Here is a 24,179-nt window from a genome sequence, read left to right as displayed (position 1 = left end):
TATCGGTGATTGCATAAAGACTCGACCACAGTAAAGACGACGATTGCCCTCACGACAAATACGGGTTTATCAATAACAGATCTTGTTAGTCGTTTTGGTTCTTTACATATACTCAAACATCACTTTTGCGCATAACTGCAAACTGGTATCTTGCCCCGGCTCCGTAGGGAGTGCGCGGCCGTGCGCGCAGAATTGCCGAGGCAGCATCGGAGACCTCCAGGCGAAAAAACGCAACGGGATCCGACCGGCCCAAGCCTGAGAACAGGACTTATATGTACGTATACGACGAGTACGATCAGCGGATCATCGAGGACCGCGTCAAGCAGTTCCGTGATCAGACCCGACGCTATCTGGCAGGCGAGCTGAGCGAAGAAGAATTCCGCCCCCTGCGCCTGCAAAACGGGCTCTATATCCAACGCTTCGCGCCGATGTTGCGGGTGGCGGTGCCTTATGGCCAGCTCACTTCGCGCCAGACGCGGATGATGGCCAAGATTGCCCGCGACTATGACAAAGGCTACGCCCACATCAGTACCCGGCAGAACGTGCAGTTCAACTGGCCGGCGCTGGAAGACATCCCGGACATCCTGGAAGAACTGGCGACCGTGCAGATGCACGCGATCCAGACCAGCGGCAACTGTCTGCGCAACGTCACCACCGACCAGTTCGCCGGTGTCGCCGCCGATGAGCTGATTGACCCGCGCCCTTGGTGTGAGATCGTTCGTCAGTGGACCACGTTCCACCCTGAATTCGCCTACCTGCCGCGCAAATTCAAGATTGCCATCAACGGTTCGACCTCTGACCGTGCGGCCATCGAAGTCCATGACATCGGCCTTGAGCCGGTGCACAACGCTGCCGGCGAACTCGGCTTCCGCGTGCTGGTGGGCGGTGGACTCGGCCGTACACCGGTGGTGGGCGCGTTCATCAATGAATTCCTGCCGTGGCAAGACCTGTTGAGCTACCTCGACGCCATCCTGCGGGTCTACAACCGCTATGGCCGTCGTGACAACAAGTACAAGGCGCGGATCAAGATTCTGGTCAAGGCCCTGACGCCTGAAGTCTTCGCGCAGAAAGTCGACGCGGAAATGGAGCACCTTCGCGGTGGCCAGACCACGCTGACCGAGGCTGAAGTGCACCGTGTCGCCAAACACTTCGTCGACCCGGACTACAAGGCCCTGGACAACCAGGCGGCCGAACTGGTCGAGCTCGACAAAGAACACCCGGGCTTCGCCCGCTGGCGCACCCGCAATACCCTGGCCCACAAGAAGCCGGGCTATGTGGCGGTGACCCTGTCCCTGAAGCCGACCGGTGTTGCACCGGGCGACATCACCGACAAGCAGCTCGACGCGGTGGCCGACCTGGCCGATCGTTACAGCTTCGGTCAACTGCGCACCTCCCACGAGCAGAACATCATTCTGGCCGACGTTGAACAGTCCCAACTGTTCGCGATGTGGGGTGAGTTGCGCGAGCAAGGTTTCGCCACGCCGAACATCGGCTTGCTGACCGACATCATCTGCTGCCCTGGCGGTGATTTCTGCTCGCTGGCCAACGCCAAGTCGATCCCGATCGCCGAGTCGATCCAGCGTCGTTTCGAAGACCTGGACTACCTGTTCGACATCGGCGAGCTGGACCTGAACATCTCCGGCTGCATGAATGCCTGTGGTCACCACCACGTCGGCCACATCGGCATCCTCGGGGTGGACAAGAAAGGTGAAGAGTTCTACCAGGTCTCCCTCGGTGGCAGCGCGAGCCGCGACGCCAGCCTGGGCAAGATCCTCGGCCCGTCCTTCGCCCAGGAAGCCATGCCTGACGTGATCGAGAAACTGATCGACGTGTACATCGAACAACGTACCGAAGACGAGCGTTTCATCGACACCTATCAGCGTATTGGTATCGACCTCTTCAAGGAGCGCGTCTATGCAGCGAATCATTAAGAACAACGAAGTCGTCGACGAAACCTGGCACTTGTTGCCCAAGGACTTCAACATCGACGAGATCAGCAACTGTGACGACCTGATCGTCCCGTTGCAGCTGTGGCGCGAGCACAGTCGTATGCTCAAGGCCCGCGATGGCGGTCTGGGCGTGTGGCTGGATGCCGATGAAGAAGCCGAGGAAATCGGTGACGACGTCGATCAGTTCAAGGTGATCGCGCTGAATTTCCCAGCCTTCACCGACGGTCGCAACTACTCCAATGCGCGCCTGCTGCGTGACCGCTATGGCTTCAAAGGCGAATTGCGGGCGATCGGCGATGTGCTGCGCGACCAACTGTTCTACCTGCATCGCTGCGGTTTCGACGCCTTTGCATTGCGCGCCGATAAAGACCCCTACGAAGCCCTGGAAAGTCTCAAGGACTTCTCGGTGACCTATCAGGCCGCCACCGACGAACCGCTGCCGCTATTCCGTCGCCGCTGATATCGGCAAAACCTTGAGCCCCGCCTGGGGCTCAAGGCACTCTCCTTCCCTTAGAAACCGGCACGCGCCTCCAGCGCCCTGAATGCCGCCATTGGGTAATCGAAGCGCCCGCTGCCGCTACTTATTCGACCCCATGTTTCGTCCGTAGCATCGGCCTCTTGCATCAATCGCCAGACACGGGCCTGAAGTGACAGGTAGCTGACCCGAAAGTCGGCTGTCAGGCTCAGCCGGTCTATGACGGCTAAAAACCGTGTGCCGGAGGGTTTACCTGCCAATCGCTGCCACAGGGCTTGCCGGGACTGTTGCAACGCTTCGTCGCAGTCGCGCAACCACACCGTCGGCGAACCATAATCTGCGCTCGGAGCGCTCAACCACAGATTGACGCCCGTCTGTTCACGATGACTGATCAACCGGTGCAGCGTGTCCTCGTCCGTCAACGGATTGCCCCATAGCAGCACGCAGTCGTCCGCCACCGCCTGATTGATGACCGCGGGCGGAACCCGGGTAATACGGTTGTCGCGCAAATCCAGCATCGTCAGGTACGGCTCATCCTTGATCCCGACCGGGCAGCGGCTTATCCCGGTGTTCCTCAGGTTGAGCTTGCACAAGTTGTTCATGCCCAGCACCACCGGCGGTACGCCCAACGGGTTGTCGCTCAGGTCGAGCGTTTGCAGGTGGGTCAGATCACTCAACTGTGAAGCGGCCCGCTCAGTGAACACCAACTCCGTGGCTCGCAGATTGAGTGAGAGCAGTTGAGGCAATTGGCCGATGACAGGTGGCAAGGCGCGCCCTGCGTCGCCTCCCACGAAGAAAGGACGCAAGTCGACACCTTCCAGATTCAACACTTCAAGGTTTGGAAAGCTCTCCAGGAACCCGTTCAAACTGTCGTGCTCGGTCAGGTGAAAACCTTGCATCGACAATTCGATGACATCGTTGAACCTGGCATTCAGCGTGGGTAACCGGTGATAGTCCTCGAAAGCCAGGTCCAGCCTGACACCGCGCAGTTGTCCGTCGGCAAAGACACGATCCTGCAGCGGCCCGCGTTTTTGCCAAATGGCGACAAGCTCCTCGGCGAGCTCTGTCCTGACACCTCTCTCCTGTTGCAGGGCGGCGTGCACCAGGTGGGCATTGTGCACGGCGATTTGCGCAGGGCTCATCCCCTCCGCCTCTTCATCCCCCAAGGCCACGAAGGGGATGTCCATGTCGGCAATGTCTTGCGCGGCTTGATCGACCCAATCGGTCAAGTCGACGTTGAGCTGTTGCAGTTGCAGATTCAGCTGGTCGATATAGGCCTGCACCCTGCCCTCCGCGAGCAGCAACACCTGATCAATGCCCGCGTCGTTGATATTCGGATAAATGTCCTTGATCTGCAACTTGATCGCTTGCAGCTTCAGGGCGTCACCCTGAGGGGTCGTCGGGTAGCCCCCGCCGCGCAGCCCCTGTGGCTCGAAGGTCATGCCTCTGTCCAGCCTTTGCAGACCGAGCAGGGTTTCAGCACGGGGCAATGCCCGATCGCTCAGTTTGAGCCGCAACGCGCTGGCCTGATCTGCTGACGAGAGGTGCAACGCCGAGCGTTCCTCGTCCGTCAGCACGCCAAGGAGCGCGTCGTAGAAATCCGTTTGCCGGCCTTGGCGCAGGTAACGGTTTCCCACCTTGATGACGTTTCGGTAGTGAGAGGTGTCAAGGGGGCCGCAACGGTCAATAACCCGGCCAGTGGACGAACCGTCGAGTACCTCGATTCGCAGGTCTTTTGGCCAGCCAGGCAGATTGTTCAGAGAGTGCAATGCGAGGGTGTCCGTTTCGGCGTTCGCGACCGAGCGCAGATAGAAGCCTTCATAGGCTCGATCGAGCCGTACATGCTGTTGGTATTGCCGCGCCTTGCCGTCAAGACGTGCGAATAGTTGACGTGCCTGCGCAATATCGGGCGCCTGCTGGATGTCCACCCCATAACGGTCGAGCAGTTGCTCAATGGCGATTGTCGGCAAGTCGGGATATTGCTGCTGAAACAGCCGGACCCACTCATGCTCCGACCCTTGAAGTACCGCATAACGCTGGCTGAATTGCGCAGTATCCCCGGCCTGACCGAGATCCTGATCGATCTTGAAACGGCTGATCGTGTCTGCCAGTAAAGGGGTCGGTGGCCGCCCCGTCTGCATCAACCGCAGCATGTCGTCGTCGACCGCGCTGACCTTGGCGATCTGCGCCAGGACCTCATCGCTGAAGGAGGCCACCGAGGGGCCAATTCCACGGATCAGCTCGATGCGGTGGCTCAAGGGCGTCGGCGCAACGGCCGGTTCCGACGCAGGACGGGCGTCCGGCTCTCCTGGTTCAACGTCAGGCTCGCGGACGCGCTCCGCCATGCTATCGGCCTCGACAGCGTCCCCCTTCAGCGCCGACTCGGCACCCAGCATCGGCAACGCATTAAGCAAGCCAAACACCGTGCGCGTCCGGCCTTCCGAGCGTTGGCCCGGCGTTTTTCCGTTGACCGCCTGATTCAAACCATATCCGGCGTCAATGAGCCCGGCCAATGCCAGCAACCCCTCGCCGCCGGGGACAAACAAGGCGAGCGGGCCGAACCGGTTGACCCATTGCACAACGGGTTCGACGACAGCGCTCAACTGATCCCGGTTGACCTGCGCATCGTCCCGGATGGCCTGGATCTCTGACTGTGCGGCCTGCTTCATCGTCAGTACCAAGCGGGCAAAAGGATCGGTCGCGACGTTTGGATCGTCGTAGCCGATGTATTCGTTCGGGTCCCAGTAGCCGTCGTTGTTAAAGAAGCCGGCGTTGTTGCCCAGCCAGTGCTTTGCCGGATAAAGCGCCATGCCATCCAGCGCCGTCAGGACACCGGCGTGAAACGTTCCATCCTCGCGATCGTCTTCAGCAAAGTGACGGGCCAGCGCCTGCCGTGCCTCGCTGGACTTGCCCTGTGTGACAACCCATTGGTGCAGTTGCGCGGTATCGGCGAATTCATGCAGCGGGGAAGAATTGCCGGGGATGTACACCAGCAGGCGGGCACTGGCGGTGTCACGAAAGACCCAGATATCGGTCGCGGTGTAGCGGTAGAGTTTCAGAAGGCCGAACTTGACGGTTGAAGGCACGCGAGTTGGTGCTTGCAGTTGCTCCAGGGTCAGCGTTTCCCAAGGCTGATCGGCGGGCAGACCTGACGCCCGCATCGCAAGTGCCAGACCTTTTTGCGTCAGGCGTTGTTCATGTCGCTGCAACCAGGCCGCCATAACGAACGCCGCTTTGACCGACGTTCTCAATGCGTAAGGCCTGGACGCCACCAGCACAGCGTCGGCTGGCCATGCCTGATCGAGAGACGCTTGATACAGGTCCTTCAATTCCAGCTCCCAGACCCACTTCTTGAAGTCGGCGGGCCGGAGATTGATCTGCGTCAGCGGCCCATACACTTGCGGGGTGGTTTGACGGTAGATGCCTTCATAGGTCCGGTGATTGCCGCTGCCGTGATCGGCGAATTCATCGACGTGCTCGACGATCCGCACCGTCGGCCCGACGTCCGGCGGCGTGTACAGGCCGAACGCCGTCTCGGCAAAACGCCCGTCACCCACGGTCTGATAGTTGGACAACAGCGCTTGCAGCAACGACCGGGAACTCGCTACTCGCCCCTGCTCGATACCGTTCTCGGCAGGATGGCCCTTGTAGTGGTAATCGAGCGTGACCAGCTGGGCTGTCTGCGGGTCGATGTCCGCGCCCCACTTTTCCATGATCAAGCGTTTGCCAAACTGGCCAGGGGATTGTGGCAAGGCGAGATCCACGGCGGCTTTGAGCTCGGTGCGCATTTGCAGAAACGGCGCGGGATGGGGGCCGGCAACACTATCGTCGGGTTCATTCATGGTGCATTCCATTGCAGTCATTTCGGGACCATCACCCTACCCGGCCTGAGTCCAGTCGGATGCCGGAGCGATCGACGATAGCCCTGGGAAAGTTCGCTATTCTCCCGTGGACTTTTCTGAAGGCAAAAAAAACCGTGGATATCCACGGTTTCATTTTTTTGCTCGGCGTAGAAAATTACCAGAAGCGTTGCTGAGTCAACCGGCTCCACCAGTTCAGCAAGACGCGATCGACCGACCCACTGGCCGCCATGCCGATGCGCTCTTGCAGGCTTTTGCGTTCGGCGTAATGCAAGTGGTACAGCTCGGACTTCTTCGCCCGTTCAGCGAGGTATTCGTCGCTGGTCTTGAGTTCGTCCACCAGTTGCTTGTCCAGCGCGGCGATGCCGAGCCAGATTTCACCGGTGGCAACTTCGTCGATGGCCAGTTGCGGGCGATAACGCGAGACGAAGTTCTTGAACAGCTGGTGCGTGATGTCCAGGTCTTCCTGAAACTTCTCGCGACCTTTCTCGGTGTTTTCGCCAAACACAGTCAAGGTGCGCTTGTATTCGCCAGCGGTCAGGACTTCGAAGTCGATGTCATGTTTTTTCAGCAAGCGATTGACGTTGGGCAACTGCGCCACGACGCCGATCGAGCCCAGAATCGCGAACGGGGCGCTGATGATCTTCTCGCCGATGCACGCCATCATGTAGCCACCGCTGGCCGCGACCTTGTCGATGCAGATGGTCAACGGCACGCCGGCATCGCGGATTCGCGCCAGTTGCGAGGAAGCCAGGCCGTAGCTGTGAACCATGCCGCCGCCGCTTTCCAGACGCAGTACCACTTCGTCTTTGGGCGTCGCCAACGTCAACAGCGCAGTGATCTCGTGGCGCAGGCTTTCAGTGGCCGACGCCTTGATGTCGCCGTCGAAATCCAGCACGAACACCCGCGGCTTGGCCTCGGGCTTTTTCTTTTGCTTTTTGTCGGTTTTAGCCTGGGACTTGCGCAAGGCCTTGAGCTGGTCCTTGTCGAGCAAGGTTTGCTCCAGGCGTTCGCGCAGCTCTTTGTAGAAATCATTCAGCTTGCTGACTTGTAACTGGCCGGCCGACTTGCGCCGACCTTTGCTGCGCAGCGCCGCGAAACTGGCCAGGACCACCAGAATGGCGATTACCAGTGTCACGGTCTTGGCCAGGAAACTGGCGTACTCGGACAAAAACTCCACAGTGACTCCTTCAAAACGATGCGCGGCTCAAAACACGCGCGGGACAACGCCAGCATACCCATGCTCCGCCTCGGCGGCCAGCCGTGAAACCTCTGGCAACAGGCCTGTAACGGGCATTTCAAACAAGCGTATGTTTTTTCATTGACAGCTCACCGCCATCCTCATAACCTCGCCAAACCTTCAACGTACCGGGATGACGCGGACGTGGGCAGTATTTATCTGATTCGACATGGCCAGGCCTCCTTTGGTGCAGACGACTATGACGTCCTGTCGCCGACCGGTGTTCGCCAGGCAGAAATCCTCGGCCAGCACCTCGCCGAACTGGGTGTCAGCTTCGACCGCTGCCTCTCGGGCGACTTGCGCCGCCAGCAACACACAGCCACCAGCGCGCTGGAACAGTTCGCTGCCGTGGGCCTGCCGGTGCCGACCCTGGAAACCGATTCCGCCTTCAACGAATTCGACGCCGACGCGGTGATCCGCGCGCTGCTGCCGGCCATGCTGGAAGATGAGCCCGAAGCCCTGGACATCCTGCGCAACGCCGCGCAAAACCGTGCCGAATTCCAGCGCATCTTCGCCCTGATCATCGAGCGCTGGCTCGCCGGCACCTATGACACGCCGGGGCTGGAAAGCTGGCTGGGTTTTGTCGAACGCGTGCAGGCCGGTCTTCATCGCATTCTCGAAAGCGCCGACAACACCCAGAAAATCGCCGTGTTCACCTCCGGCGGCACCATCACTGCCCTGCTCCACCTCATTACTCAGATGCCGGCAAGGCAGGCATTTGAACTGAACTGGCAAATCGTCAACACCTCGCTCAACCTGCTGAAGTTTCGCGGTCGCGAGGTGGCACTGTCTTCTTTCAACGGTCATGCGCACTTGCAACTGTTGAAGGCACCGGAACTCATCACGTTTCGTTGAGTCCGGACTATTGTGACCCTGGCTGTAATCACCCAGCTCTATTTACCCAAGAAAGGATCGAACCATGACCTCCGTAGCTGATGCCGTACAAGCAATGAAAGCCAAGTTCAACCCAGCCGCTGCTGCCGGTCTGGACCTGGTATTCGGTTTCCGCATCGACGAAGAAAAGAACTTTTCGCTGATCGTTAAAGACGGCACTTGCGACCTGCAAGAAGGCGTGAATCCAGACGCGCAAGTGACCCTGGTCATGGACGCTGAAACCCTGGAAGGCATCGTCGACGGTTCGACCGACGGCATGCAAGCGTTCATGGGCGGCAAACTGCGCGCTGAAGGCGACATGATGCTGGCCATGAAACTGTCCGAGCTGTTCCCGAGCTAAGACAGCGGCTCCCGGTCTTCGGGAGCGCGCCTAGCTACAAACGAATCCCGCCCTCGAGGCGGGATTCGTCGTTTTCCGCCCTCGGAAAACGGCTATCTGTGGATTTGCCGTCTATATTCCTTCTGGCCGCATGCGTCAGACATCGGCTGTTTGCCCCCGATCAATTTGTGCGGAGCACTGCCATGAGCCCACCTGACGAGCACGACGGTTTCAATCGCCGACGTGTACTGCAAGGCCTTTCGGCAGGCGCCGTCGGTGCCTGGATCAGTCCTCTCATCGCAGGGAGTAAAACCATGCCCGATACCCCGGCCGACCTCATTCTGTACAACGGACGCTTGCACACCGTCGATCGCAAGAAACCCCAGGCCAGCGCCGTCGCGATCAAGGACGGACGCTTCGTGGTGGTCGGCAGCGACGCCCAGGCCATGGCCCTGCAGGGTCCCGGCACACAAATCATCGACCTGCATGGCCGCACGGTGATTCCCGGACTCAACGACTCGCACCTGCACTTGATCCGCGGCGGGTTGAATTACAACCTTGAACTGCGCTGGGAAGGCGTGCCATCACTGGTCGACGCCCTGCGCATGCTCAAGGATCAGGCCGATCGCACGCCCACGCCGCAATGGGTGCGGGTGGTCGGTGGCTGGAACGAATTCCAGTTTGCCGAGAAGCGTCTGCCAACGATTGATGAACTGAACAAAGCCGCACCGGACACCCCGGTATTCGTGCTGCACCTCTACGACCGCGCCCTGCTCAACCGCGCCGCGCTGAAAGTGGTCGGTTATACCCGCGACACACCGAACCCGCCGGGCGGAGAAATCCAGCGGGATGCCAACGGTGATCCCACCGGCATGCTGATCGCCCGCCCGAACGCCATGATTCTCTACTCGACCCTGGCCAAGGGACCGAAGTTGCCGCTGGAATATCAGGTCAACTCGACCCGCCAGTTCATGCGCGAACTCAATCGCCTCGGCGTGACCAGCGCCATCGATGCTGGCGGCGGTTATCAGAATTACCCGGACGACTATCAGGTCATCCAGCAACTGGCCAAAGACCAACAACTCACCGTGCGTATCGCCTACAACCTGTTCACGCAAAAACCCAAAGAAGAGCTGACCGACTTCAAAAACTGGACCAGCACCTCCCATTACGGTCAGGGCGATGATTTTCTACGGCATAACGGCGCCGGGGAAATGCTGGTGTTTTCGGCGGCAGACTTCGAAGACTTCCTCGAACCACGCCCGGACTTGCCGCAAACCATGGAACAGGAGTTGGAACCGGTGGTGCGCCATCTGGTGGAACAGCGCTGGCCATTCCGTCTGCATGCCACCTACAACGAATCCATCAGCCGCATGCTCGACGTGTTCGAGAAGGTTAATCGCGACATTCCGTTCGACGGTTTGCCATGGTTTTTCGATCATGCGGAAACCATCACCCCGCAGAACATCGAGCGGGTCAAAGCCTTGGGCGGCGGCATCGCCATCCAGGATCGCATGGCTTTCCAAGGCGAATACTTCGTCGACCGCTATGGTGCCAAAGCCGCCGAACACACGCCGCCGATTGCGCGGATGCTCGCCGAAGGCATTCCGGTCGGTGCCGGCACCGATGCCACGCGGGTGTCCAGCTACAACCCCTGGACGTCGATGTATTGGCTGGTCAGCGGCCGCACCGTTGGTGGACTGGAGCTGTACCCGCAAGGCTTGAGCCGCGATACGGCACTGGAACTCTTCACCCACGGCAGCGCCTGGTTTTCTTCCGAACAAGGCAAGAAAGGCCAGATCAAAGTCGGGCAACTGGCAGATCTGATTGCACTGTCGGCGGACTACTTCCACATCGACGATGAAGCGATCAAATGGATCGAGTCGGTGCTGACCATTGTCGACGGCAAGATCGTCTACGGCAGTGTCGAATTCGAGAAACTCGGGCCGCCGCCGATTCCTGTGGTGCCCGAGTGGTCGCCCGTCGCCAAGGTGCCGGGCCACTGGAAGCCCTTGGCGCCACTGACGGCGCAGGTGCATCAATGTGTCGGTGCCTGTGCGGTGCATGCGCACAGCCATGAGCGGGCGCGATTGTCGTCAGCGCCGGTCAGCGACTTTCAGGGGTTTTGGGGCGCGTTTGGCTGTTCGTGTTTTGCGTTTTGAACAAAGACTTCGCCAACACCGCCGATCACTGTGGGAGCGGGCTTGCTCGCGAAAGCGGCGTGTCATTCAATATTGATGTCGACTGACACTCAGCCTTCGCGAGCAAGCCCGCTCCCACAGGGGGGGCTGCGTTGGGCGGGAAATCAGGGTTGTAGCAACAACGCAATCAGCGCGCTCCATCCCGTCTGATGGCTGGCTCCCAATCCGCGTCCGGTTTCCCCATGAAAATACTCATGGAACAGCACCAGGTCGCGGCTGGCGGGGTCCGCCTGCAAATGCGGATACGCCGCCATTGACGGCCGATTGCCTTCTTCATCGCGAAGCACAAGCCGGGTCAGTCGTTGGCTCAAGCTGTCGGCCACCTCTTCCAGTGATGCCAGAAACCCTGACCCCGTCGGGTATTCCACTGAAAAATTCTGATCGTAGTAGCGATGAAACTCGCGCAGGGACTCGATCAGCATGTAGTTGATCGGCATCCACACCGGTCCGCGCCAATTGGAGTTGCCGCCGTACAGGCGCGATTCCGATTCTGCCGGTTCGTAATGGGCACAGAGTCGTTCGCCATTGATTTGCAGGCCGAATGGCTGTTCGGCGAAGGCTTTGGACAGTGAACGAATGCCGAACCCGGAGAGGAATTCGCTTTCATCGAGCATGCGTTTGAGCAGGTTCTTGGTCCGTTCGCCCCGCAACAGCGCCAGCAGCATCCGGTTGCCTTCCCCAGGTTCGGTCCAGCGTGACACCAGGCTGGCGAGGTCCGGGCGGTGACGCATGAAACCGAGCAGTCGCTCACGCAAGCCGGGCAACCCTTCATGCTCGTGCTGCTCCAAAACCTGCACGGCGAACAGCGGCATCAGGCCAACGATCGAACGTAAGCGCAGCGGTTCATTCACACCATCGGGGCGATGCAGGACGTCGTAGAAGAACTGATCCTGTTCGTCCCACAAGCCTTCGGCATCGGAGTCGACCCGGTTGATGGCCCCGGCGATGTAGAGAAAGTGTTCGAAGAACTTCACCGCAATATCGACGTACACCGCGTTACGCTTGGCCAGTTCCAAAGCGATGCGCATCAGGTCCAGCGCATAGGCGGCGACCCACGCCGTACCGTCGGCCTGGTCGAGCTGATAGCCGGGCGGCAACAGCGCCGAGCGGTCGAACAGCGCAATGTTGTCCAGCCCCAGAAAACCGCCCTGGAACAGGTTGCGGCCTTCGGCGTCCTTGCGATTGACCCACCAGGAAAAATTCAGCAGCAGTTTGTGGAAAATCCGCTCGAGGAAATCCATGTCCCCGGTTCCGGTCAGCGCCTTGTCCTGCTGATACACCCTCCAACAGGCCCAGGCATGCACCGGCGGGTTGGCGTCGTCGAAACGCCACTCGTAGGCCGGCAACTGGCCGTTGGGGTGCATGAAGCGGTCTTTGACCAGCAGCAACAATTGATGCTTGGCAAACCCGGGATCAATCAGCGCCAAAGCCACTGCCTGAAAGCCCAGGTCCCACGAGGCGTACCACGGATACTCCCAGGTGTCTGGCATGGAAACGATGTCGAAATTCGACAGGTGGCGCCAATGGGTATTGCGAATATGCGCACGGCCGGGTGGTGGCGAAGGTTGAGCCGGATCGCCGTCGAGCCACTGATTGACGTCGAAGTAATACAGCTGTTTCGACCAGAGCAATCCGGCCAGCGCTTGACGCTGAACGTTGCGCGCATCCGCATCGCCGATGCCGGATTGCAGGGCCGCGTAAAAATCATCGGCTTCGCTGCGACGCCGTTCGAACAGGGCTTTGGCGTTGACCCGAACCGCACCGGTCGGCGCAAAACGCAAGTATATGCATCGGCTTTGGCCGGCTTCAAAATCCAGGGTGAAGTGCGCCACCACCCGGGTTCCAGCGTCAAGGCGGATCGCACCGTTGTCGCCTGCGACCAGAAAATCATTGATGCCGTCCTTGAATGGCCCCTTCGCCGCCACGCCATCGAGTTTGGGGAAGTTGCTTTCGTTGTTGCAGAACAGCCATTGGCAGTCTTCTTCGCCCCAGGCGCTGACCTGCCGGTCGGGGAGTTGTGGGTGTCGGGCCAGGACCTCATCGCCGTTCAGCGTGAGGCTCGGGAGCGGCCCGTCCGCCGTCCAGCTCCAGGTGTTGCGCGCCCAGAGCTGCGGCAACACGTGGAGGCGTCCCGGCTGATCGGATCGGTTATGCACGGTGACGCGCATGAAAAGATCATCGGCCGCGTGTTTGGCGTACTCCACGGCCACATCAAAATAACGGTTGTCCTCGAATACGCCGGTGTCGAGGATTTCGTACTCGGCGTCCGCCAGTCCACGGCGGGCGTTTTCAGCCACGAGGTCGGCGTAGGGAAATTCGGCCTGCGGGTATTTGTAGAGCATGCGCATGTAGGCATGGCTTGGCACGCCATCGACGTAGAAATACAGCTCTTTGACGTCCTCGCCGTGATTGCCCTCGGCGTTGTTCAAGCCAAACAGGCGCTCTTTGAGAATCGGGTCGCGCTCGTTCCACAGGCCCAGCCCCAGGCACCAGTGCTGAGCCTTGTCGCAAAACCCGGCAAGCCCGTCCTCGCCCCATCGATAGGCTCGGCTGCGGGCATGGTCATGGGGAAAATAACGCCAGGCATCGCCATCGGCGCTGTAGTCCTCACGTACCGTGCCCCATTGGCGTTCGCTCAAGTAAGGCCCCCATGCGCGCCAGGCCTCGGCGTCGCGGCCGGTCAGGCGTTTGCCTTCAACCGTATCAAGGATGTTTGCTGCGTGCTTTGCCGTCATGGGGGGCGCCGTTGGGCTAGAGACGGTTGCAGTGTAGTGCTTCGGCACGCCACACAACTGAACAGACCCTGTAGCAGGCTCGCTCCCACAGGGGCTTCGCCAGCTGCTACATCAGCCCGCACCGGCAGGATCCGTTTACAATGCCCACACCTCCCGCACCGGCCGCCCCATGGACATCGATCTCGCTCGCACCTTTCTGGAAATTGTCCGCCACGGCAGTCTTGCCGCCGCCGCTGAAAAACTCCACGTCACCCAGACCGCAATCACGGCGCGTGTGCAAAAACTCGAGAGCCAGCTGGGCAGCACGTTGTTTGTGCGCAACCGTGCAGGGGCGCGGCTGACGCCCAATGGCGAGGCCTTTGTGGTGTACGCCAATCAACTGGTCGAGACCTGGGAAGCCGCGCGTCGGGACTTGCCGTTGCCAGACGGTTACCGCGATGTGTTGCATATTGGCGGCGAGGTCAGTCTGTGCAATCCGCTGATGCTCAGTTGGGCCGGTGAACTGCGCGAGAAGATTCCCAGCCACGCCCTGCGCATGGAAATCCGCGACGGCGAGAACCTGTTGCGCCAACTGGAACTGGGGGTGCTGGACGCGGCGCTGGTCTATCAGCCCGAATATTGGCCGCGCCTGCAAGTCGAGCAGATCCTCGAAGAAAAGCTCATCCTGGTACGCCTCGCCGGGCGGCCCGATCCTTATGTGTATATCGACTGGGGTCCGGACTTCCGCCGCCAGCACGATGCCGCCCTGCCGGAAAAAGCCAAGGCCGCCCTGAGCTTCAACCTCGGCCCCCTGGCCCTGCAATACATTCTGGAGAATGGCGGCAGCGGCTACTTCCGTACACGCGTGGTGCAGAGCTACCTCGAAAGCGGCGTGCTGGAGTCCGTGCCCAAAGCTCCGGAATTCAGTTACCCGACGTACCTGGTTTACTCGCGCGATCGCGACTCGGCGACCCTGCAACGGGCCTTCGATTTATTGCGTGAAGTGATCAAGACCGACGACGACTGGTCCCAGCGCTGGAATCCGCTGACCTGAATACACCGGATCATGGCGCTTAAGTCATCCAGGTTTGCTCAAGCTTGCGCGGGCAGATCAGCTAATCTGCTGGTTATAACAATAAGCAGAGGTGAACGCAGTGAGGCAGACCACCCAGGCATTTCGCGACCGCTATCGCGCTGACATCCATCCGCGCTACAACCCATGGCTGCACGGGGCCTTTGTGCTGCTGTTCGGCGTGCTGGCCATCGGTGGATTCTGGAGCACCGTGCATCAGGTCCGGCCGCTGGAATGGCTGACGGTGCCGTTGACGCTGTTGTTCTTCAACTTCGGCGTGTACCTGGTGCATCGGCACTTGGGGCATCACAAAAAGAGCTTTGCGCGGATGTTCTACGCCCGCCATGCCGGCGACCATCACAGCTTTTTCGCTCCCGGCCACATGACCTACGACAACGCCCGGGACTGGCGGGTGATTCTGTTTCCCGCCTGGCTGATCGTGGTGCACACCGTGGTCTTCACCCTGCCCGTCTGGTGGCTGCTCAAGCAGGTCGATGCCAACGTCGCCGGATTGTTTGGCGGCTGTCTGGTCCTCGGGTACCTGATGTACGAGGTGTTTCATGCCTGCGAGCATTTACCGCCGGACAACCCGGTCACACGTCTGCCGTGGATCCGCCAGATGCGCCGCTTGCATGAACTGCATCACCGCCGCGAGCTGATGCAGGAACGCAACTTCAATATCGTGTTTCCGCTGATGGACTACCTGTTCGGCACCCTGTACTGGGAGCCGGAGCCTGCCCCCCTGCCCCTGACGAGAACGACCATGACCCGCATGCAGCACCAGATCGCTATCGCTGGAAACCCGATTGACGTGCTCGCCTATGCCAGCACCGTCACCCGTTGGCCGGAGTGGCATCCGTCGTCCCTGAAGGTCGAGGGCCAAGGTGGGCCGCTGCATGCCGGCCAGCGGTTCGAGGAGGACATCCTTGCCGGTGGCCGCACGGGGCATTTGAGCTGGGAGGTCAACGAATACCTGCCGGGACGCCGCTGGAGCGCCGGCGCGCGCGGTGATCACGGGTTGTCGCTGGTCGTGACCTACGAATGCGAGGCGCAAGGCGAAGGCACACGTTTTGTGCGGACCCTGGAGTATCAGTTCTCGGGCCTGGCGATGCGCATCACCAATCGATTGCTGCTCAAGCGACGTATCGAGCGTGAATCCGCAGCGTCGATGCTCGCGTTGCGCGAAATGGCGCAGAAAAACCTGACCCCCGCAGGAGTCAGCGTGTGAGAAGAACCTTCAGGTTTCGCCATCTGCTGTTGCTGCTGATCATTGTCCTGGGTGCTTTTCTGCTGTTGTTCCCCACCAAGGTTCGGCCGGTGGCCTGGACTCCGCCGCCGGCGCCCTCTCTCACCAGCGGGGTGTATGCCGACAACCAGCGGCTCAAAGGGGTGGAGCGTGTCGGCCCGGCGGACATCGAAGGGCCCGAGGCGCTGTTGTTGGAAGATAACGTGCTCATCACCGGGCTGCACGACGGCCGGCTGATCCGTACCAGCCTCGACGGCAAGGACACCAAAGTGCTGGCCGATACTGGCGGCCGGCCTCTGGGCCTGGCGAGGCACCCGAACGGACTGCTGGTGATCGCTGACGGCGTCAAAGGGTTGCTTTCCCTGGATGCCCAGGGCCGGTTGATCGCGCTGTCCACCGAGGCGGGCGGCGTGCCCTTCGGGTTTACCGATGACGTGGCCATCGACAAATCCGGGCACTACGCCTATTTCAGCGACGCCTCGAGCCGCTGGGGCTACGGTAAAGACGGCGAGGCGATCATCGAGCACGGAGGCGACGGCCGTTTGTTGCGCTATGACTTCCAGACCGGCAAGACCACGGTGTTGCTGGACACGCTGGAGTTTGCCAACGGCGTGACGCTAGGGCCGGACGACAGCTTTGTGCTGGTCAACGAAACCGGCGCTTACCGCATCACCCGCTTCTGGTTGAGCGGGCCGAAGGCCGGAACCCACGAGGTGTTCATCGATAATCTGCCGGGGCTGCCGGACAACCTCGCGTTCAATGGCCGCGACCGCTTCTGGGTGGCGCTCTACGCACCGCGCAATGCGCTGCTCGACGCCACGGCACCGCACCCGTTCGTGCGCAAAATGATTGTTCGGGCATTGACGGTACTGCCCAAACCCATGGATAAGCGCGCCTTTGCACTGGGTCTGGACCTGGACGGCAAGGTGATTGCCAACCTGCAGGATGCGAGCATGGGTAATTACTCGCCGATCACGACGGTGCGCGAGTATGGGGACTGGTTGTACCTGGGGTCACTGAAGGCAACAAACATGGCGCGCCTACCCCTGACCACCGCCCTCCAGAAATAACCCCAAAACCTGTGGGAGCGAGCCTGCTCGCGATGGCGGTCTGACATTCAACATTGATATTGACTGGCAGGACCTCATCGCGAGCAGGCTCGCTCCTACAGGGGGTATGTGGTGGTTTTGCCTAGCGGGGGTCCATATCGTTATCGCGCACGGCGTTGTCCGTCTCTTCAAGCACCCGCTCAGGGTCCATCGCGGTGGTGTCGACTTCATCCAGCGGGCGCACACCTTCGTTGTTCGGCAATTCGTCGATACCCGGCTCGTCTTCGGGGTTGACCGTCGTGCGGCCGGGGCTTAGCGGTTCGGGATGGGTCGGGATGGGGTCGTACCCGCCCTGCTCTTCACTTGGAAATTTGGGCTCGTTCATAAGGCACCTCGCAACGAGTCGAAAAGGTCGGACTCTGATCTTTCGAGGTGCCGGTATTGATCACCGTTCCAATTTTTCAGTCACCGGTTGTCGGTGGCCGGGTTCGGTGCGTCAGGAAGACGCCTGGAGTTGTTTGACAATCTTGTCCTTGACCTGCACGCGCGTCTCCTTGAGCTTCTTCAGTGCGTCATCGCTGGGCGCATCCGATTGTGCGGTTTCAGCCTTTACTACCTCGGCGTCCGCTTGCGAATACTTGTTGATCAGTGAATCCAGTAACGGATCCTTGGAGCGTTTTTGCTGGATATCTTCCTTTGAAAGTTTCAGGTCCTGATAAAGGTCGTGTGGCACCGGCATGGAACACCTCCGTTTGTTGATCGGCAGCAAACGCGATCGATTGCGTTCGCCAACTATCAGAATGGCCTTGGTTGGCTGGTTCTGTCGACCGCCTATCAGACCAGCGGTGTCCGTTCGTCGTCCTGGCGCAAACCCGATAAAACCTTTGATCGAGCGCCTGCCTCCATTGAATAACGATCACCACGATCGCTGACCCGAAACCTGTGTGGAGAATGACCAATGGACGGATTCACCCTGCGCCACCTCGCCCTGGCAGTCGCCTTGAGCACCAGCATGTGCACAGCTGCTTTTGCCGCCACTTCCAATGACTTTGTCGACAACGCAGCCGCAGGTGGCATTGCGGAAATCGAGACCAGCCGACTGGCGCTGGAAAAAAGCTCATCGGCCGACATCAAGGCATTCGCCAACATGATGATCACCGATCATTCCAAGGCCAATGATGAACTGGCGGCCCTGGCGAAAAAGAATGACATCGAGGTGCCGGACGAGACGACGCTGGTCAAACAGGCCAAGGAAAAAATCCTCGACATGCGTGACGAGTCCTTCGACGCGGCCTATGCCAATAATCAGGTGAAGGCCCACGAAGACACGATCAAGCTGTTCGAAAAACAGGCCAATACGGTGACGGACGACAAAGTCAAAGGCGCCACCGAGCTGAAAGGCTTCGCGCAAAAAATGCTACCGGCACTGGAAAAACACCTGGAAATGGCGAAAAAGCTCCAAGCGGCCCACCCCAGCAAATAACCCGTAAAAAGAAGGCCGCATCGATTGATGCGGCCTTTTTGCATGCTGGCTGAACTAGCCGCCATCGGTATCGATGTCGGCATCCGTGTCATCGCCGGGTTTTGGCCGGTCCGGATTCGGTTTGAAACCGGGGCTAAACTCATTGTCATTGTCGGTGTGTTGATTCTTCTGATCCACCGCCGCATCGGCGCTTGGCGAGCCGGTGGATTGGCTCTGAAGCTGCTCCGCTGGCGCGCCCTCACCCGGCGTCTGCGGGTCGATCGCCGGGTCGTTGCGGTCGACCGGCGCCCCCGATTGATTCTGCTGTTGTGTCGATTGGTCTTTCATACGCACCTCGCTCATGACGGCCAGCCCGCGATTCAAACAGCCGGGGCCTTGAAGGTTCGAAGCCATCCCGGGACAGGGGTTCAATCCAATGGGTGGCCTATCGCCGTCGACGGCTGTGCCGGGCTGGCGCGAAGGCTTGCCGATCCTGTTCATGACCGGCTACGCGGAGAACGCGATCAACCGTCAGGTGTTTCTCGGTGATGGCATGGAGATGCTGATCAAGCCGTTTCAGATCAATGAGCTGCTGGACAAGGTCCGGCGCACGATCGATTGCGCCTGACACCGATCCTGTAGGAGCGAGGCTTGCCCGCGAAGAACGATAACCGGTTATGTCTGATTGACCGCGGCGCCCAATTCGCAGGCAAGCCTCGCTCCTACTAGTTAAGGGTCCGGGCGAGGAACGGTGCCGTCCGGCTCTTCTTGCTCCTGGCCACTTTCTGCGGCGTGCCGGCAACGACAATCTTCCCGCCCTGATCCCCCGCCCCCGGCCCGATATCAATCACCCAGTCACTCTGCGCAACCACGCGCATTTCATGCTCCACCACAATCACCGTGTGCCCCGCCACGACTAGCGTATTCAGCTGCTCGAGCAGCCGGTCAACGTCCCGTGGATGCAAACCGGTGGTGGGTTCGTCGAGCACATACAACGTCGCCCCACGCTGGTTGCGTTGCAGCTCGGTCGCCAATTTGATGCGCTGGGCTTCGCCACCCGAGAGCTCCGTGGCTGGCTGACCAAGGCGCAGATAACCTAGGCCAATATCGCGCAGCACTTCCAGAGAACGGCGAATGCCCGGTTGCTCGGCGAACACCTCGACCGCTTCGTCCACCGTCAATTGCAACACTTGCGCAATGTTCAAACCTTGCCAGATGATCGCCAGCGTCTCGGGGTTGTAGCGAGCGCCGTGGCAGGTCGGGCACGGTGCATAGACACTGGGCATGAACAGCAACTCAACGCTGACAAACCCCTCACCTTCGCAGGTCGGGCAACGGCCCTTGGCGACGTTGAAGGAGAACTGCCCGGCGTCGTAGCCCTCGGCCTGCGCCTGGGGGGTGGCGGCGTACAGTTTGCGCACGTTGTCGAACAGCCCGGTGTAGGTCGCCAGGTTCGAACGCGGCGTGCGGCCGATGGGTTTCTGATCGACCTGCACCAGGCGCTTGATCGATTCCAGCCCGGCCGTGACCTGACCGCCGCTGACTTGCGGCGCATCGTCCTCAAGGCTCAGCTCTTCAGACTCGTTACCGTTGGCAGCACGCCCCAGATGCGCACCCACCAATTCCAGCAAGGCCTGACTGACCAGGCTTGATTTGCCGGAACCGGAGACGCCGGTCACCGAGGTAAAACACCCCAAGGGAAACTCGACGCTGAGGTCGTTCAGGTTATTGCGCGTGATGCCTTCCAGGCGCAGCCAATCGCTCGGCTTGCGACCGGTTCTGGCTTCAGTGACCTGCTCGGCGAAGAGGTAGGCACGGGTCTGGGAGTCCTTGACCTCGGCCAGTCCTTGGGGCGGACCGCTGTAGAGGATCCGACCGCCGTGCTCGCCCGCCGACGGGCCGACATCGATCAGCCAGTCAGCACGGCGCATGGTTTCCAGGTCGTGCTCAACCACAAACAGGGTGTTGCCGGCAGCCTTCAAGCGTTGCAGCGCTTCGAACAGCGCTTCACCATCGGCCGGATGCAGGCCGGCCGACGGTTCATCCAGCACGTAGATCACGCCGAACAACTGCGAACCCAATTGAGTGGCCAGGCGCAGCCGCTGCAACTCGCCGGACGACAGCGTCGGCGTGCTGCGGTCCAGGGCCAGATAACCAAGACCCAGATCGGTCAGGGTGCTGACCCGCTCCAGCAAATCCTGAGCGATCCGTTGCGCGGCCAGGCGTTTCTCCACCGAGAGGTTAGGCGTATGCCGCACGTCCGGCGCGCTGACATGGCCGCTGGCGCCGTGGGCCACGCGCTGTTCGCGGGCCTCGCGGGTCTGGCGGTGAGTCAACACCTCGCCCGCCTCATCGGCCTGTTCAAGGTAGCTGTGCGCCGCCACCGGTTTCAGCACCTCGGCCACTTGCAGTAACGGCATCTGCGACAGCTCGCCGATGTCGTAGCCGGCAAAGGTCACCGACAACGCCTCGCGCTTGAGCCGTTTGCCGTCGCACAACGGGCACGGGCTGCCGAGCATGAATTGTGCGACGCGCTTCTTCATCAGCGCACTTTGCGAGTGGCTGAACGTGTGCAGGATGTAGCGTCGGGCGCCGGTGAAGGTGCCCTGGTAGCTGGGCTCCATTTTGCGTTTGAGCGCCACTTTGGTTTCTTCCGGGGTGAGCCCGGCATACACCGGCACAGTCGGTGTTTCCTCGGTGAAGAGGATCCAGTCACGCTGCTTTTTCGGCAGCTCGCGCCAGGGTTTGTCGACGTCGTAGCCCATCGTCACCAGAATGTCGCGCAGGTTCTGCCCTTGCCACGCCGTGGGCCAGGACGCCACCGCCCGTTGGCGGATGGTCAGGCTCGGGTCAGGGACCATCAAGGCTTCGGTGACTTCATACACCCGGCCCAGGCCGTGGCATTCGGGGCAGGCGCCCTGAGGCGTGTTGGGCGAGAAGTCCTCGGCGTACAGCATCGGCTGCCCCGGCGGATAGCTGCCGGCCCGGGAGTACAGCATGCGGATCAGGCTCGACAGCGTCGTCACGCTGCCCACCGAAGACCGCGTACTCGGCGTGCCGCGCTGTTGTTGCAGGGCCACGGCCGGTGGCAGGCCTTCGATGGAATCCACATCCGGCACACCGACCTGATCGATCAGCCGCCGCGCGTAGGGCGCCACGGATTCGAAATAGCGGCGCTGCGCCTCGGCGTACAGCGTGGAAAACGCCAGCGACGACTTGCCCGAACCCGAGACGCCGGTGAACACCACCAGGGCATCTCGTGGAATGTCGACGTCAATGTTCTTGAGGTTGTGTTCCCGGGCACCGCGTACCCTGACCATGCCGGAAGGAGGATTGGAGGTGCGCGTTGAAGACATCGTGAGCCCTTGAATAAATAACTGAAATAAACAACTCCCCTGTGGGAGCAGGCCCTGTGGTCAGCCGCTCAGGACCGTGTGGATCATGTGTGTCAGTGCTTCGGGCCCGTAAGGTTTGCTCAGCAGATGGGTATCGGGGCTGAGCTGGTGATTGCGCGAAATGATGTCCCGGGTGTGGCCGGAGGTAAACAGCACCGCCACCGGGGGATTTTGCACCTTGGCCCAGGCTGCCAGGTCCGAGCTTTTGATCAGTCCGGGCATGACCACATCGGTGAAGATCAGGTTCACCGCCACGCCATCCAGCAACATCTGCATCGCCTGGTCGCCGTTGGCCGCGGTCAGGACCTGATAGCCCTCCTCGCTCAGCAACTCCACCGCCGAGCTGCGCACCGCTTCGTTGTCCTCGACCACCAGAATGGTTTCGTGCCCGCCCCGTTGCGGTGAATCCCGCAGCGTTGTTTCACTGGGCAACGCACGCATGCTGCGCGGAAAGTAAAGCTGTACCCGAGTGCCCTGCCCGACGACGCTGGAAATCTCGATGTGCCCGCCGCTCTGTTTGACGAAACCGAACACCATGCTCAGTCCCAATCCCGTGCCCTGACCGTCGGCCTTGGTGGTGAAAAACGGCTCGAACGCCTGCCCCAGCACTTCGGGCGACATTCCGGCGCCGGTATCGGCCACCGCGACACGCACATAATCGCCCGCTGCGATGCCCTTGCCGGCGCAGAATTTACGATCGAGCGCCACATTCCCGGCATTCAGCTCAATGGTCCCTTCGCCCTGCATGGCGTCACGGGCATTGATCGCCAGGTTGAGAATGGCGTTTTCCAACTGGTTGCGATCGACGTTGATGTACCAAGGTTCTTGCGGCACCTGCACATCGATCTGGATGGTTTCCCCCAGCGCCCGTTGCAACAGCTCACCCAGCCCTTCGAATATCTGTTGTGGGTCGCACACCGCCGGCGACAACGGTTGGCGGCGGGCAAACGCGAGCAATTGCGAAGACAGTTTGGCGCCGCGCTCGACGGCCGCAATCGACGCACTGACCCGGCGCTGCACGTTCGCGTTGTCCGGCTCACTCCGCGCCAGCAAGTGCAGGTTACCGGCGATCACCTGCAGCAAGTTATTGAAGTCGTGGGCCACGCCGCCGGTGAGACCGCCGATGGCTTCGAGCTTCTGCGATTGACGCAGTTGCTCTTCAGCCGCCAGCCGCGCATCGACTTCGTCGGCCACGCGTTGCTCCAGGTTGCGGGTGAATTTGAGCAAGGATTCTTCGGCCATCTTGCGTTCGTGAATATCGATCAACACGCCAGGAAAGCGGAAGGGTTCGCCCTGCTCGTTGAACTCGCAGCACCCACTGGCCTGCACCCACAAATAGCTGCCGTCAGGGCGCAAGACCCGGTACTCGGCATTAAAGGCCTCGCCGGTTGCCACTGACTGATTGACCTGCTCCTGGACCCAACTGCGGTCGTCGGGGTGAATCTGCGCTTCAGCAATGTCGGTGGGCAGGTCGGCGAGGTTCTGCTCGGCAGGGTAGGAAAAAGTCCGGGCGAAACGCTCGTCGCCGGACAACACATTGCCCTTGATGTCCCAGACGAACGAGCCAAGCAAAGCCCCGGCATTGAGCGCCAGGCGCACCCGTTCATTGTCGGCGCGATAAGCGTCTTCGGCTTCCTGGCGCCGGCGTTCGGAAATCACATGTTCAGTGGTGTCGACGACCATTGCCATGACCCCGGCGGGGAACCCTTCATCATCGGCGACAGGGCTGTAATAGAGGTCCAGCCAGACGTCTTCAGGGACCCCGTCGCGCAGCAATTCCAGCTGTTTATTGCGATAGGACAAAGTGCCGCCTGCCAGGCACGTATCGACCACATGTCGATTGAACTCGGCCACTTCCGGCCAACCCAGCTCGACCGGGGAGCCCAGCAGATATGGATGGCGGCCACCGGCAAACGTCGAGTAGGCATCGTTATAGATCATGTAGCCCTCGCGCCCCCAGAGCATCACCATCGGCAGTGGCGACGCGAGCATCAGCCGCACCGAGCTGCACAGACTGGCGGGCCAGGTGTCGATGTTTCCAAGCTCGGTCTGGCTCCAGTCGAACGCGCGGATGCGCCCGGCCATTTCACCGTTCCAGCCGGCACACCCGTGGCTATCAGATAGAAACTGCATCGACTGGCTCTGTGTCCCTGTGAGTGGCTGACATGCGGAATCGCTGTGCGAGGACGGCGCGGGCCCGTTTGTTTCGAGCATCGCCGACGCCAATGGTTTCATATGAGGTTAGCCGATTCTTGATCTTCGGATTTGTTGTGGACTTGCCTGACAAAGAACCCTGTAGCAGC

The 24,179-nt window shown here is 60.5% G+C and carries 18 protein-coding genes; 10 read left to right on the top strand and 8 right to left on the bottom strand.

The window, feature by feature from the left end; genetic code table 11:
* Positions 1 to 272: 272 nt before the first annotated feature.
* Both ACA068_RS13960 and ACA068_RS13955 read left to right on the top strand, forming a co-directional pair.
* Entirely contained in the window at positions 273 to 1,931 is a 1,659-nt protein-coding gene (locus ACA068_RS13960; protein WP_497310341.1) for a nitrite/sulfite reductase, read from the top strand.
* Entirely contained in the window at positions 1,915 to 2,409 is a 495-nt protein-coding gene (locus ACA068_RS13955) for a DUF934 domain-containing protein (RefSeq protein WP_497310340.1), read from the top strand. The genes ACA068_RS13960 and ACA068_RS13955 overlap by 17 nt, the downstream gene beginning before the upstream one ends.
* 50 nt (positions 2,410 to 2,459) lie before the next feature.
* On the opposite strand, the gene ACA068_RS13950 is transcribed toward ACA068_RS13955, so the two are convergent.
* Positions 2,460 to 6,266 (bottom strand): dermonecrotic toxin domain-containing protein, encoded by a 3,807-nt coding sequence (locus tag ACA068_RS13950; RefSeq protein WP_497310339.1) that lies wholly within the window; start codon positions 6,264 to 6,266, stop codon positions 2,460 to 2,462.
* 175 nt (positions 6,267 to 6,441) lie between these two features.
* Complete coding sequence (gene sohB / locus ACA068_RS13945; protein ID WP_497310338.1) at positions 6,442 to 7,464, bottom strand: protease SohB; 1,023 nt, start codon at positions 7,462 to 7,464, stop codon at positions 6,442 to 6,444.
* A 204-nt stretch (positions 7,465 to 7,668) separates the two neighbouring features.
* Between sohB and ACA068_RS13940 the strand changes: the two genes are divergently transcribed.
* From ACA068_RS13940 to ACA068_RS13930, 3 genes are all read left to right on the top strand, one after another.
* Complete coding sequence (locus ACA068_RS13940) at positions 7,669 to 8,379, top strand: histidine phosphatase family protein (protein ID WP_497310337.1); 711 nt, start codon at positions 7,669 to 7,671, stop codon at positions 8,377 to 8,379.
* 64 nt (positions 8,380 to 8,443) lie between these two features.
* Positions 8,444 to 8,758 (top strand): SCP2 sterol-binding domain-containing protein, encoded by a 315-nt coding sequence (locus tag ACA068_RS13935; RefSeq protein WP_403098197.1) that lies wholly within the window; start codon positions 8,444 to 8,446, stop codon positions 8,756 to 8,758.
* 293 nt (positions 8,759 to 9,051) lie between these two features.
* Complete coding sequence (locus ACA068_RS13930) at positions 9,052 to 10,899, top strand: amidohydrolase (protein ID WP_497310593.1); 1,848 nt, start codon at positions 9,052 to 9,054, stop codon at positions 10,897 to 10,899.
* 143 nt (positions 10,900 to 11,042) lie between these two features.
* On the opposite strand, the gene ACA068_RS13925 is transcribed toward ACA068_RS13930, so the two are convergent.
* A complete protein-coding gene (locus tag ACA068_RS13925) occupies positions 11,043 to 13,673 on the bottom strand; it encodes an MGH1-like glycoside hydrolase domain-containing protein (protein WP_497310336.1) in 2,631 nt (876 codons plus the stop codon).
* 169 nt (positions 13,674 to 13,842) lie between these two features.
* Here ACA068_RS13925 and ACA068_RS13920 point away from each other — a divergent pair, with 169 nt between their 5' ends.
* From ACA068_RS13920 to ACA068_RS13910, 3 genes are all read left to right on the top strand, one after another.
* A complete protein-coding gene (locus tag ACA068_RS13920) occupies positions 13,843 to 14,706 on the top strand; it encodes a LysR family transcriptional regulator (RefSeq protein WP_497310335.1) in 864 nt (287 codons plus the stop codon).
* Positions 14,707 to 14,806: 100 nt separating this feature from the next.
* Complete coding sequence (locus ACA068_RS13915) at positions 14,807 to 15,952, top strand: sterol desaturase/SRPBCC family protein (RefSeq protein WP_497310334.1); 1,146 nt, start codon at positions 14,807 to 14,809, stop codon at positions 15,950 to 15,952.
* Positions 15,949 to 17,040, top strand: coding sequence for an SMP-30/gluconolactonase/LRE family protein (locus ACA068_RS13910; protein WP_497310333.1), 1,092 nt, complete (start codon positions 15,949 to 15,951; stop codon positions 17,038 to 17,040). The genes ACA068_RS13915 and ACA068_RS13910 overlap by 4 nt, the downstream gene beginning before the upstream one ends.
* A gap of 121 nt (positions 17,041 to 17,161) precedes the next feature.
* On the opposite strand, the gene ACA068_RS13905 is transcribed toward ACA068_RS13910, so the two are convergent.
* Together ACA068_RS13905 and ACA068_RS13900 are read right to left on the bottom strand one after the other, a co-directional pair.
* Positions 17,162 to 17,404: a hypothetical protein gene (locus ACA068_RS13905; protein ID WP_497310332.1), complete on the bottom strand. Its 243-nt coding sequence runs from the start codon at positions 17,402 to 17,404 to the stop codon at positions 17,162 to 17,164.
* A 111-nt stretch (positions 17,405 to 17,515) separates the two neighbouring features.
* Entirely contained in the window at positions 17,516 to 17,758 is a 243-nt protein-coding gene (locus ACA068_RS13900) for a DUF465 domain-containing protein (protein WP_497310331.1), read from the bottom strand.
* A 219-nt stretch (positions 17,759 to 17,977) separates the two neighbouring features.
* Here ACA068_RS13900 and ACA068_RS13895 point away from each other — a divergent pair, with 219 nt between their 5' ends.
* The gene (locus ACA068_RS13895) at positions 17,978 to 18,502 is read left to right on the top strand and encodes a DUF4142 domain-containing protein (RefSeq protein ID WP_497310330.1); all 525 of its coding nucleotides are present in this window, start codon (positions 17,978 to 17,980) and stop codon (positions 18,500 to 18,502) included.
* 54 nt (positions 18,503 to 18,556) lie between these two features.
* On the opposite strand, the gene ACA068_RS13890 is transcribed toward ACA068_RS13895, so the two are convergent.
* Entirely contained in the window at positions 18,557 to 18,829 is a 273-nt protein-coding gene (locus tag ACA068_RS13890) for a hypothetical protein (RefSeq protein ID WP_497310329.1), read from the bottom strand.
* An 88-nt stretch (positions 18,830 to 18,917) separates the two neighbouring features.
* Between ACA068_RS13890 and ACA068_RS13885 the strand changes: the two genes are divergently transcribed.
* Entirely contained in the window at positions 18,918 to 19,109 is a 192-nt protein-coding gene (locus ACA068_RS13885) for a hypothetical protein (RefSeq protein WP_497310691.1), read from the top strand.
* A gap of 97 nt (positions 19,110 to 19,206) precedes the next feature.
* On the opposite strand, the gene uvrA is transcribed toward ACA068_RS13885, so the two are convergent.
* Both uvrA and ACA068_RS13875 read right to left on the bottom strand, forming a co-directional pair.
* Positions 19,207 to 21,837, bottom strand: a complete 2,631-nt coding sequence (gene uvrA / locus ACA068_RS13880) for an excinuclease ABC subunit UvrA (protein ID WP_497310328.1) — start codon at positions 21,835 to 21,837, stop codon at positions 19,207 to 19,209.
* A gap of 60 nt (positions 21,838 to 21,897) precedes the next feature.
* Positions 21,898 to 24,009 carry a hybrid sensor histidine kinase/response regulator gene (locus tag ACA068_RS13875; RefSeq protein WP_497310327.1) on the bottom strand — a complete coding sequence of 704 codons (2,112 nt, stop codon included), beginning with the start codon at positions 24,007 to 24,009 and terminating at the stop codon, positions 21,898 to 21,900.
* Positions 24,010 to 24,179: the final 170 nt, after the last annotated feature.

Source organism: Pseudomonas sp. LBUM1660 (assembly GCF_059695935.1).
Note: the sequence above shows the minus strand (reverse complement) of the source record. Positions and strands in the feature narration are given on the sequence as shown.